This window comes from Actinomyces oricola, assembly GCF_004104015.1.
GTDB lineage: Bacteria > Actinomycetota > Actinomycetes > Actinomycetales > Actinomycetaceae > Actinomyces > Actinomyces oricola.
Map to the genome: position 1 here is coordinate 1 of NZ_RYFV01000007.1, position 11,769 is coordinate 11,769.

At 66.0% G+C, this 11,769-nt stretch carries 9 protein-coding genes and 2 pseudogenes; 4 read left to right on the forward strand and 7 right to left on the reverse strand.

Features of this window, described 5'->3' with window-relative positions; translation table 11 throughout:
• On the forward strand, positions 1–199 hold a 199-nt coding region (locus EUC46_RS13415), incomplete at its 5' end, for a hypothetical protein (protein ID WP_421701247.1).
• Positions 200–211: 12 nt separating this feature from the next.
• Here the strand turns inward: EUC46_RS13415 and EUC46_RS04230 are convergent.
• From EUC46_RS04230 to ltrA, 3 genes and pseudogenes are all read right to left on the reverse strand, one after another.
• Positions 212–1,969: an ABC-F family ATP-binding cassette domain-containing protein gene (locus tag EUC46_RS04230; protein WP_128772954.1), complete on the reverse strand. Its 1,758-nt coding sequence runs from the start codon at positions 1,967–1,969 to the stop codon at positions 212–214.
• Positions 1,970–2,436: 467 nt separating this feature from the next.
• Positions 2,437–3,781, reverse strand: a pseudogene (locus tag EUC46_RS04240) (IS256 family transposase).
• 168 nt (positions 3,782–3,949) lie between these two features.
• Positions 3,950–5,401, reverse strand: coding sequence for a group II intron reverse transcriptase/maturase (gene ltrA / locus EUC46_RS04245; protein WP_128772955.1), 1,452 nt, complete (start codon positions 5,399–5,401; stop codon positions 3,950–3,952).
• 536 nt (positions 5,402–5,937) lie between these two features.
• Between ltrA and EUC46_RS04250 the strand changes: the two are divergent.
• Positions 5,938–6,648: pseudogene (locus EUC46_RS04250) on the forward strand (IS1634 family transposase); the annotation flags it as partial.
• Positions 6,649–6,674: 26 nt separating this feature from the next.
• Positions 6,675–7,196, forward strand: coding sequence for a transposase (locus EUC46_RS04255; protein ID WP_206645892.1), 522 nt, complete (start codon positions 6,675–6,677; stop codon positions 7,194–7,196).
• On the opposite strand, the gene EUC46_RS04260 is transcribed toward EUC46_RS04255, so the two are convergent.
• From EUC46_RS04260 to rfbA, 3 genes are all read right to left on the reverse strand, one after another.
• Positions 7,083–7,775: a response regulator gene (locus EUC46_RS04260; RefSeq protein ID WP_128772956.1), complete on the reverse strand. Its 693-nt coding sequence runs from the start codon at positions 7,773–7,775 to the stop codon at positions 7,083–7,085. The genes EUC46_RS04255 and EUC46_RS04260 overlap by 114 nt on opposite strands.
• Positions 7,775–8,587 (reverse strand): sensor histidine kinase, encoded by an 813-nt coding sequence (locus tag EUC46_RS04265; protein ID WP_128772957.1) that lies wholly within the window; start codon positions 8,585–8,587, stop codon positions 7,775–7,777. Before EUC46_RS04265 ends, EUC46_RS04260 begins: the two co-directional genes overlap by 1 nt.
• A gap of 155 nt (positions 8,588–8,742) precedes the next feature.
• Positions 8,743–9,615, reverse strand: coding sequence for a glucose-1-phosphate thymidylyltransferase RfbA (gene rfbA, locus EUC46_RS04270; protein WP_128772958.1), 873 nt, complete (start codon positions 9,613–9,615; stop codon positions 8,743–8,745).
• 118 nt (positions 9,616–9,733) lie between these two features.
• Here rfbA and manA point away from each other — a divergent pair, with 118 nt between their 5' ends.
• Positions 9,734–10,924, forward strand: coding sequence for a mannose-6-phosphate isomerase, class I (gene manA / locus EUC46_RS04275; protein WP_128772959.1), 1,191 nt, complete (start codon positions 9,734–9,736; stop codon positions 10,922–10,924).
• A 100-nt stretch (positions 10,925–11,024) separates the two neighbouring features.
• Here manA and EUC46_RS04280 read toward each other — a convergent pair whose 3' ends face one another.
• Positions 11,025–11,744: a TIGR03089 family protein gene (locus EUC46_RS04280; protein ID WP_128772960.1), complete on the reverse strand. Its 720-nt coding sequence runs from the start codon at positions 11,742–11,744 to the stop codon at positions 11,025–11,027.
• Positions 11,745–11,769 lie beyond the last annotated feature (25 nt).

The window sequence follows — 11,769 nt, forward strand, 5'->3', positions numbered from 1 at the left end:
TGCGCGGTCACGTCCGCGCCCACGGGCCGATACCCACAAGCCCTACTGGTTGCGGGCGATCTCCCGCGAGACCACCGAGACATCACGACCGATCCGCTCAGCGATCCTGCGCAACGACCAGCCCTGCTCCAGCCCCCGTGCGATCGCAGCCCGATCCGACATCGTCAACATCCGACGCAACACAACCTCCCGCCTCTAACCAGCACTGTTGCTACGACCCTATGACACCACCCGGAAGCGTCATCCGCTTGCCCGTCCACCGGTTGTGGAGCCATCGGTCGTGCGAGGCGATGACGACGGTCCCGGGGTAGTGGGCGAGTGCCTCCTCCACGGCGGTGACGAGGCTGAGGGAGAAGTGGTTCGTCGGTTCGTCGAGCAGCAGGAGCTCGGGCGGGTCTGCCAGAATCACCGCCAGGGCGAGACGGCGCCGTTGGCCGACGCTCAGCTGGTTGACGGGACGGTGCCGGTCGCGGTCGCCGATGAGCCCGAAGGAGTCCAGCGGCACCCGCGATGCCCGATCGATACCGACAAGATCCGTATACGCCTCGATCGCCGTACGGCTGGCGCCCCGATGCTGTGGATCGGGCAGGGTGGTTTCCTGCGCGAACAGCCGAACGCGGTCGCTGGGGGAGCGGGTGACCCGCCCGGTGCTCGGGTCCAGTTCTCCGGCGAGAAGACCGAGCAAGGTCGATTTGCCCGACCCGTTCGGTCCCGTGACGAGCCATTTCTCGCCTCGACTGATGCTCACCGACGTCGCTCGGAGGCGTCCCTGCACGGTCGCGTTGACAGCGGTGAGGACGGGTTCGGGCGCGCCGACGACCTGCGAGTCGCCGGCGGTGGTGAGGCCCTGGAACTGGAGCTCTCGCGGTGGCTTGCGCACCTGCTGCTCTTCGAGGAGCGCCAGGCGTGCTCGGGCGTCGTTAACGCGGCGAGAGACCACCCGCGCGTTACGGTCGGCGTAGAACCTCTGTGCCATGCGAACTTCGGTGCGCGGCCGCCAATCGACGTGCCCGACCGTGTGCTGGGCCTTGACTGCCGCGCCGAGCCGGGAGAGCTCGGCCTGCTCGTCTCGATACTGCTGCTCCCACCTCATCCGTGCCTTGGCGCGTGCGGCGAGATAGTCGCTGTAGCTGCCGGTGAAGCGGGTGATCCCGATACCGGTGCCCGTGCCGTCATCGCCGTCATCAAGGAGTGGCGCCGCGACGGTGTGCGGGAGTGGGGACGGGTCAAGATCGACCAGCGACGTGGCTGTCTCATCGAGGAAGGCGCGGTCGTGGCTGGCCAAGAGCACCGGTCCCCGCCAGGCGGTGAGCACGCTGACAAGATAGGCGATCGCGGAATCGTCAAGGTGGTTCGTCGGCTCATCCATGAGCAGCACATCGGGTGCGCTCAGCAGCAACCAGGCGAGGGCGAGCCGAGCGCGCTGCCCGCCCGAGAGCGCGCCCGTCAACCTGTCGCGGTTGAGATCTCCGAGTCCGAGCCCGCTCAGCGTCGCAGATATCCGAATATCGACGTCCCACGCCCCGAGACGTTCAGCTCTCTCCAGGGCGCTCGCATAGGCGTCGGCGGCCGCCGGGGCGTCGGGGTTTTTCGCGAGGGCGGAACCGAGGGCGCTCACCGCCTTAGCAGCCCGACGCGCGGGCCGGAGGGCCGACTCCAAGGATTCGGTGATGGTCGCCGTCGGCGAGAACGGGGGCTCCTGGTGGAGTAGGCCGACAACGGGTGGATCCGTCTCCGGCGTGTTGATCGTGACCGTGCCCGCCGAGGGCTGCAGGACTCCGGCGATCGCTCTGAGCAGGGTCGACTTGCCCGACCCGTTCTCGCCGATCAGGCCCACGCGGTCGCCGGCGGAGACAACGAACGAGACGTCCGTGAGCACCCGCCGATCAGGGTAGGAGAACGACAGCCCGTCCACACGCAGATGCAAACCCGCAGCAGTGAACGCCGGTGAAGAAAGGATGTGAGGCATGAGCAGAATCCCAAAGACGTGACGGACACCTGCCGGGCACACGGCCTCGAACGCAGGTCAGGGGGAGCGCTCAAATAGTCACGAAAACAGTGTATCAGCAGTGTATCAACAGTGAGTCTTTCTCACTGGGAGTGGGGGTCGAGGGGCGAAGATGGTTGGAGTGGTGCGGGGAGGTGGGTGTGTCGTAGACGAAGGCACGCGGAGCCGTGCGTCAGAGTTGTTTTCGACCAAGAAAACCTGTTCGCAAGGAGGCTCCGCGTGCTGTCCTATCGTGCCACCCTCGACGTCCCCTCCGCTACCGCGCGCACCGTGGCACGGTGGTTGTCGGCTCACCGCCGCGCTCATGACGTGCGCCCCCACCAGCGGGCAGCGACCTGCTGGGTGCAGGCCGTGATGCTGCTGCGCTGGCTCATCGAGGCCACCGCCGTGGCGGAGCCTGTCAAGGATTTTGTGATAAGTGGTTTGGGTCACAGGTGGGGGTTGATTCGTTCTGGGTAGGCCAGTGCCAGTTGTTGGAGGGCCTGTTTCCAGTTGGTGGTTATCGCCCCTTCGACGAGCCGGCCCGCGGCTCGGCGTTTGCCGGCTGGTAGTCCCTTCTCTTTGGCGCGTTGGCGGGCGCGTTTGTCCTCGATGTTGCAGATCGCCAGCCACAACAGCTTCACAGCAGCGGCGTCAGAGGGGAACTGGCCCCGGTTCTTCGAGATCTTGCGCAGCTGGTAGTTCAGCGACTCGATCGAGTTCGTGGTGTAGATCACTCGGCGCAGCATCGGTGGGAACGCCAGGAACGGTGTAAACCGGTCCCAGGCATCGGTGAAGGTCTTGATCGCCGCCGGGTAGCGCCGGCCCAGCTCGCTGGCCTCGAAGGCCGCCAGGGCTTCAAGAGCGGCCTCCTCGTTAGCGGCCTGGTACACCGGTTTGAGCGCGGCGCACACGGCCTTGCGGTCCTTGTAGGCTCGCGTTGCGCGTAGCGGCCCTGATCAGGTGCACCACACAGGTCTGGACGGTGGCCTGGGGCCAGGTCGCTTGAATCGCCTCGGGGAACCCGGTCAGGCCGTCGCAACACACGACCAGCACGTCCTGGATACCGCGGTTGGCCAGCTCGGCGCACACCCCGGCCCAGAACTTGGCCCCCTCATGGGCCAGGTGCCCAGATCCCCAGGACGTGCTTGACGCCCTCCATGTCGACTCCCACGGCGATATGGGCGGCCCTGTTGGACACATGAGCCCCGCCACGAATCTTGACCATGATCGCGTCCAGGTAGATCACCGGGTAGAGGGCCTCCAGAGGCCGGGTCTGCCAGGCCAAGACCTCCTCGCTGATCTGATCGGTGATCTTGCTAATCGTCTCGTGGCACCGGCTCTGTGCCGATGGTGACAGCCAGATGGTGCTGGATGTCTCGCACCGTCATTCCGCCGGCGTACAAGCTGATGATCATCCCGTCCAGCCCGTCCAGACGGCGCTGCACCGTTGGGCACCAGCATCGCGGTACAACGTGCCGGCCCGGTCCCGAGGCACGTCCAGATCCACGTCCCCGACCTCGGTGCTGGTCGTCTTACGACTCGTGCCACCCACGTGAGTTCGGATACGCCGCCGCGTCCGGGTCGCCCTTCTCGTAGCCCAGATGCTCGCTCAGCTCGGCCTACCAAGCCCCGCTCCAGGGCCGCTTTGACCACCCCGGTCAACAAGCCGTCCTGCCCGGTCAACGGGGTACCAGCATCGATCTGAGCGAAGATCCCATCCAACGCTCCCGAAGCCTTCAACGCCTCAGCAACCTCACGGGGCCGCACGGCCCGTTCCTCACTCACAGTCATACTCACAGTCTCGTCTCCTTCAGACTCAGACCACACCCCTTAGTTGGGTCGGGCCGGGGCGCGGTGCCGGGATTGCTCCTGGCCCGTTTCCCCGGACCCGCCCGCCGAACCGGACGTGCGACTCTCACCGCATCCGGCTCTCCGTGTGCTGATGCCGATGTTCGGCTGTTATGCCGAGGGTTTCGGTGTCCACGGGGTGGGGATGCTCGCACCGCGGTAGCGGTACCGGGTCACCGGGACGCTGGAGGCGCCGGTGAACACCACCCCGTTGCTGGCAAATCTCCAGCCCCGGTCACAGAACCGGCGCAGTTGCCTGCGGCCGATGCTGTGCTTGCGTCGCAGCCATCCCGCGATACGTCTCCACGCATGGGAATCGATCGCGTTGAAAGTGCTCTTGGATGCGCCGTGCCGGAAATAGTTCGCCCACCCGGCCAGCATCCGGTTCAGCCGCGCCAGCAGCTGATCCAGGCCCTGGTTGAGGGTGTATCTGTACGTCGCGGCCGAGACACGATCGGTGATCGTTTGGATCGCCTTGCGTGAGGGCACGGTGTAAACGTAGGACTTCGAAGTCCCTCGTTTCCGTCGACGCTGGATCATGAACCCGAGGAACACGAACCCCTCGTCGATATCGACGATACGGGTCTTCTCTTCCGACAAGCGAAGCCCCAACGGGGCCAGCACGCCTGCCACCTCCGTCTTGAGCGCCTCGGCGTGATGGCGCTGGCCGTTAACGACGATGACAAAGTCATCGGCGTAGCGGACCAGCTTCCAGTTGCCCTTGCCTAGACGTCTCCGACGCTCCCGCGCATGCGAGGTCCGCATCTGATCGTGCCACTGGGCATCGAAATGCTCGTCCAGCGCCGACAGCGCGATATTCGCTAGCAGCGGCGAGAGAATCCCGCCCTGCGGAGTGCCTGTCAAGGTGTCTTCCAGCATGCCGTACTGGGTCATCACCCCGGCATGCAAGAACGCCTTCACCAATGCGAGCAGCCGCTTATCCGAGACCCGAAGCCGGAGCCGGTCCATCAACGCGACATGATCGATCTCATCGAAACACGCCACGATGTCCGCCTCCAAAACCACCCCGTAACCACGAGTGGTCATGTGTTGAATCTCAGCGATCGCGTCTTGCGCGCGCCGGTTAGGCCGGAACCCATACGAGCACGGTTTGAAATCCGCCTCGAAAATGGGTTCCAACACCGCTTTCAAAGCCGCCTGCACCACCCGGTCGGCCACGGTCGGGATGCCCAACTTGCGCATCTTCCCGTTGGCCTTGGGGATCTCCACCCGCCGCGTTGGCGACGGGCGGAACGTGCGGGCCCGGAGCTGCCCACCGATACCGGTCAGGAACTCCTCTTCCCCGAACAAGAGCCGGACCTGACCGACCGTCAGACCATCCACTCCTGCCGTCCTGGCCCCGCGATTCCCAGCCACCCGCGCGAACGCGTCAACCAGGAACGCCGGGTCATAGACCAGGTTACACAGATCACCGAAACAACGCGCAGGATCCTCCCGCGCCCATCGGTGCAACTTCAGCTGCATCCGCCGTACCCGCTGCGCCGCCACCTGCGGTGACGGCCACAGCGAAGCACCGGTATTCACCGATGCATCTTCGACCATAGCAGTCCTCTCCTTGCTCAACACACTGCCGCCCTTCCCCATGCGACCGGCTTTCCCGGTCTCGGAGTACTACGACGGCTCCGCCCCGTGCGCGCCCTTCAGCGGACCACGCGCCTATCCCGACGCCACGAGCCTGGCCGGCCCTCCGGCACCAGGACCGCGACACACACGGTTCCCACGTTCACTGTGTTTCGATCAACAGGCATGGCGCCCGGCTTTGCTCCTGCGGCCTCGTCACGGCTACGCCGTGGACATTCACCGTGACCTCCCAGGCCAGACACGCCAGACCCTCCCAGGAGTTCCCTCGCCCGCCGAAACCAACGAGGTACGCACCGCCCACCAGCCCATATCCACCGGATTCGAGCTGGCCAACTGTCAAGAAGCTTTACAACACCGGTTCCTTGCGTACACCCTCCCGTCTCGCTCACCGAGCCCGACCCATCCGGCAGTACTGGACCGACTCGACTTCGTCGCGGCTGCTCCCACCCTCCCCGGCGTCCCCCGGATCAGGCTGCCGCCAGCTTCACCAACCTGCCACGACAGGCCAGCAGCAGAGTCCTCTCACCCCCACTCGAAACAACACCACCTCGTGGCGCACCACAAACCAGCTGACACCTCCTACCAGTAAGGAACGCGACCAGGCCGTTCGGGACGAGCCGACCTGGGACCCCCGGGAGTACCCGGGGTCGTGGCGGGCCCTCTGGGCCTACAGCGCCAGGAGGTTCGCACGCGACAACAAGACCCTGACCGCTCAGGAGAACCGGGCGCGGGCGGTGGTCGCCGGCGATAAGCGCCCGAAGGCCACCAGGTTCGTCACCGTCCGTAAGGGCGACCAGGTCCTGGACGAGAAGGCTCTGGCCCGCGCTAAGCGGCTCGCAGGACTCAAGGGCTACGTGAGCAATATCCCCGCCAGCATCATGAAGGCCGGTGAGGTGATCGACTCCTACCACGAGCTGTGGCACGTCGAGCAGTCCTTCCGCATGTCCTTCCGCGACCTGCGGGCACGGCCTATCTTCCACCACACCCACGACGCGATCGAGGCCCACCTAACAGTGGTGATGGCCGCCCTGGCAGTAGCCCGCCACCTACAAAACGCCGCCGGGATGAGCATCAAACGACTCGTGCGCGAGCTGCGGCCACTCCAGAAAGTCACCATCAGCGTCAACGGACACCAAATCACCGCCCAACCCCAGATCACCCAGACCGCACAGCAAATCCTCAACAACCTGAACACCGCAGGGCACTAAACCGTCAGGACTCAGGCGGGGTCGAGGTGGCGACCTTGGACCCGTTCCACGGCTACAAGAACGCCACCGATGACCGCCTCGACGACGCCACCGTGGTCCTGAACGCCTTCCACGTAGTCGAGCTCGCCGCCCAAGCCGTTGATGAGGTCCGCCGCCTCCAGCTAGAGATCCACGGCCACCGCGGCCGGGAACATGATTCGCTCTACGGGATCTGCACGACTCAGGTCAAACAACGGCGGGATGCGTTCCCGGTCTACTTCGACACCCACCGCTCCACCAACGGCGGCGCCGAGGCAAACATAGGAGAATCAACGGACTCGTCGAGCTCCAGCGACGCATCGCCCAGGGCCTTGCGCAACCGCGACCACTACCGCCTCCGCATGCTCCTCACCGCCGGAGGACTCACCCACTCCGCCTCAGATAGGAAGAGCCGGTTATGGTTGGTTCTTCCCGGTGGTCGTTTGAGAACATCGTGGTTGGACCAGGCCGCCTTCGTAAGCGGCCACGATCAGTTGCGCCCTGTCGCGGGCGTCAAGGTTCTTCAGTAGTGCGGCGACATGAGATTTCAATGTGGAGTGCGTGATATGCAGGGCGGCCTCGATCTCCGCATTGGACATTCCAGTGGCGATGAGCGTGAGGACCTCGGCCTGGCGAGGGGTCAGTTTTTCTTTGATGCTTGTCGGGGTGTGAATGGGGGGAGACGGCACTAACGCCAGGGATAGTGCCCCTGAAGGGAGGACCGAGTGTCCCAGCTGCAAGGAGCGCACCGCATTGATGACCTCTTCCGGTGGCGCATCTTTAGTTATATACCCCACCGCACCGTTGCGTAGGGCTTGGATAACCTTTTGATCTTCGTTGAAAACCGTGAGCATGCACACCTTCGTCCCTGCGAGGGAGGGGTGCGAGTGGATTCTTCTGGTGGCCTCTACTCCGTCGATCTCGCCCGGCATTCGGATATCCATGAGTATGACATCGGGTTTGAATTGGAGGGCGTCCTTGATCGCATCCGCTCCGCAACCGGACTCGCCAACCACCTCGATGCCCCCGCTGCTTTCCAGTATGGTGGTGAGCGAGCGGCGCAGCAGTGTCTGGTCGTCAACGATGAGAACTCTGATTCTTTTTTCCATCAGTCGTCCCGAGGATCAGGGATGGCTGCATCGACAATATATCCGTTCGACGTTTCGCCTGAACTGATGCTCCCCCCGAGTAGGTTGCACTTCTTTTGCAGCAGGAGCAGTCCAATCCCGGCGCCGGGCGAGGCGGGCGGCGCGGGCTCGGGGGTCTCGTTATGTATGATGATGCGGACGTTCTCGCCTTCTCTGCTAATTCTCACCTCGGTGGGTGCGCCGCCGGCGTGCCGCAGGACGTTCATGAGGGACTCGTGTATCACCAACGATGCTGCTTCTTCCGCGTCCCTGCTGTGAAAGGTTGTTGTGTGTTCGACTGTCAGGCTGACACCGGAGGCGCTGGCCTGCGCATAGATTTGTTCCAATGGCGCGGTAAGTACCGGGACATGGGTGTTGGATTGTAGTAGGGCCAGGAGCCTACGCATTTCCCGGGCGGCGGCGCGGCTGTCCGACTCTATCGTTCTGAGCGCGACGCGCGGATCGGATTCGTCCGCGAGCAGGCATGCGCTCGCCTGAACGGCGATAGAGGCGATCCGATTCGAGATGATGTGATGCAGATGCTCAGTGAGATTGAGCCTGTCCTGATGGACGGCCTCCGCGATCGCCTGATCCCGACTGCGTCGTTCCATGGCCTTCCTGGTTCTGCTTCTGATCAGCAGTGCCAGTGAGGCGACGGCCAGCGATGCGATCAGTACGTACGGCGTTATGCCATAATGGGCGGATTCGGGTCCGCAGGCGACAACGACCATGGCGGCGGCGAATACAGCCGCTAACGTCGCCGCGCTGTTGATCCTGGCTCTCGTCCCGGTCATTGTGCGTGTGCACCTGCTCGATCGGGGCCGAGCGATCGCCCGTCAAACGTGCGGATCAGAATGGCGGTGGCTGTTCCCCCGGCGCGCTCATCGTTCACCATGTCGCCGTCCATGCCAGTCAGTGCAGTGAGTGTTTCAGGCCCGGCCGGTGCCGCTCAACTCCGCCCGCGTTCAAGCAAATTCAGCAGGTACTGGCCGTAGCCGGACTTCACCAACGGCTCGGCGCGGGAGCGCAGGCCCTCGTCGTCGATGAAGCCCATGCGCCAGGCCACCTCCTCGGGGCAACCGATGTTGAGGCCCTGGCGGTGCTGGACGGTGCGCACAAAACTGGTGGCATCAGCCAGGGAGTCGAAGGTGCCGGTGTCCAGCCAGGCGGTGCCGCGGGGCAGGACCTCCACGGTGAGGCGGCCGGCCTCCAGGTAGGTGCGGTTGATGTCGGTGATCTCGTACTCACCGCGGGCCGAGGGCTTGAGATTCTTAGCGATCTCCACGACATCGTTGTCGTAGAAGTACAGACCGGGAACGGCGTAGTCGCTCTTGGGGCGGGCGGGTTTCTCCTCAATGGAGACCGCCTTGAGGTCGGAGTCGAACTCCACCACGCCGTAGGAGCTGGGGTCGGCCACCTGATAGGCGTAGACCACCCCGCCCTCCGGGGTGGTGTGGCGGCGCAGCCGGGTTCCCATACCGGGGCCGTAGAAAATATTGTCGCCCAGGACCAGGGCGGCGCTCTGGTCGCCAATGAACTCGGCCCCCAAGACGAAGGCCTGGGCCAGGCCGTTGGGGACCTCCTGAACCGTGTAGGACAGGCTGACGCCCAGCTGGGAGCCGTCGCCGAGCAGCCGGTGAAAACTAGCGGCGTCGTGCGGCGTGGTAATGACCAGAACATCCTGGATGCCGGCGAGCATGAGCGTGCTCAACGGGTAATAAATCATCGGCTTGTCGTACACCGGCACGAGTTGCTTAGAAGTGCCTAAGGTGATCGGGTTCAGACGCGTGCCGGAGCCTCCGGCCAGGATGATTCCTCGCATGGGCACAGTCTGACGCATCTCGGGCCGTCATGCGGTATGAGTCGCCCCGCGGGGCGCCTGCGCATGCCGGCTGCCACCGGTATGCGTCCTGCTCCCCGGCACCTGTAGCGTGGCCGGCATGGAACGAATCGAGGGAGCTCGGCAGTGCTACGACTGGGGCTCGACCACTGCGATCCCGGACTTCCTGGGCCGGCAGGGCGACGGCGGGCCCTGGGCTGAGCTCTGGTTGGGGGCGCACCCCTGTGGAACGGCGCGGTTGGGGGACGGCACTACCCTGACCACCTTCATAGATTCGGCCCCCGACCTGGTCCTGGGCGAGGACGTGGTGCGGCGCTTCGGCCCGCAACTGCCCTTTCTGCTCAAGGTCATTGCACCGGCCCAGGCCCTGTCCCTGCAGGTCCACCCCTCCTTGTCGCAGGCCGCGGAAGGCTATGAGGCCGAGGAGGCGGCGGGCATTGCCCTGGAGGATCCCAGGCGCAACTTCCGGGACACCAACCACAAGCCTGAAATGGTGCTGGCCCTGGAGCCCTTCGAGGCCGTCGCCGGCTTCCGCGCCCCCAGGCGCGCCGCCGAAGTCCTCGCGGGACTGGAGTCCCCCCTGGCCCGGCGCATGCGCCGCACCCTGCGCCTGAACCCCACCCGCTTCGGCATCCGCCAGGCCTTCACCGACCTGGTCAGCGCCGAGACCCGCCCGGGACCCCACGAGGTGGCGGCGCTGGTTGAGGAGATCGCCGCGCGCCTGAAGGCGGGAGCCTCCCCCTCCCTGCGGGTGGACACCAACGCCGTGGAGATGGCCCGCACCTTCCCCGCCGACCCCGGAGTTGTCGCCGCCCTCCTGCTCAACCCGGTCACCCTGAACCCGGGCGAGGCGCTCTTCGTGCCCGCCGGCTGCGTCCACGCCTACATTTCGGGCTTGGGGGTGGAGATCATGGCCTCCTCCGACAATGTCCTGCGGGCCGGCCTGACCCGCAAGCACGTCGATATTCCCCGGATGCTGGCCTGCGTGGACTATGTGGCCGCCCCGCCCGTGCGACCTGCCCCGGAGTACCTTTCCCGGGCTACGCGCGCCTACTACGCGCCGGTGGACGACTTCGAGCTCATGGTCACCACGGTGGTGCCCGAGGACGGGCGCATCCAGGTTCCCGGCCGTGGCCCGCGCATTCTCCTGGGAGTCGAGGGGCGCACTCTGGTGACGACGCCGGCGGGCCAACTCTCCTTGGAACGTGGCCAGTCCGTCTTCGTCACCGCCCAGGAGCGCACCCTGGCCGTCGAAGGCGCCGGGAGCCTGGTCCAGGCCGACGTGCCCTGAGCCCCGCCGGGCAGGGGCCCGGCGCCTGGCGATCCGCCAAGGCGTCGCTGGCGCCCCCTGAGCCCCGCCGGGCAGGGGCACGGCGCCTCACCAGGGCGCCTCACAAGGGGATAGCGCCCTCTTGGCGGGCGGCGGCCCGGGCGAGGGCGTCGTCGGCCCGGGGGCAGACGATCACGGCCCCCCGCCCCGCCCGCCAGGCCGCGAGCACGGCGCGCACCATGGGCTCCGCGGTCGTCTCGCGCACAAGGACGGGCCGGGGGCCGCGGGCCACCGGGGGGAGGCCGGCGACCAGGTCCGCTCGCGTCAGGACGCGTCTGCGCCCCCGCTCGTCAACGGCGACCAGGGCGGGGGCGCCATCGTGGGTGCCGGCGGCGGGGACGTGGTCGGGGAGGGCCATGAGGTCGGCGACGCCGTCGATGGCGAGTGCCGGCAGTTCACCGGGCCAGTGCAGCGCCAGGGAGGCGCGCGGCACCAGCACCTGGGCCTCAGCGTCCTGGTCGAGGTCCGTCTGGTCGAAGGCAACCGAGACGCCCGGCGCCTCACCGGCGTCGTCGGATCCGCTGCGGGGGCCCAGAAGGACCGGGCGTCCGGCCAGCCAGGCGCCGGCGCACCACACCATGGTGCGCCAGTGGGGCAGGGTCGTCACCTGGACGGTGGAGCCGGGAGACGACTCAGCGGCAATGAGTCCGGCGGCCTTGGAGTGCCACATGGACAGGACTCGCCCGGTGAACTCGGTTCTTTCGCTGCGCGCGTACCACACCAGCCAGGGGCGATCGGCGTCGGCGGGCGTGGGGAGGATCGTGATCAAGGTGTCGGCCACCCTCCGAATTCAAGCAGCCGGTAGA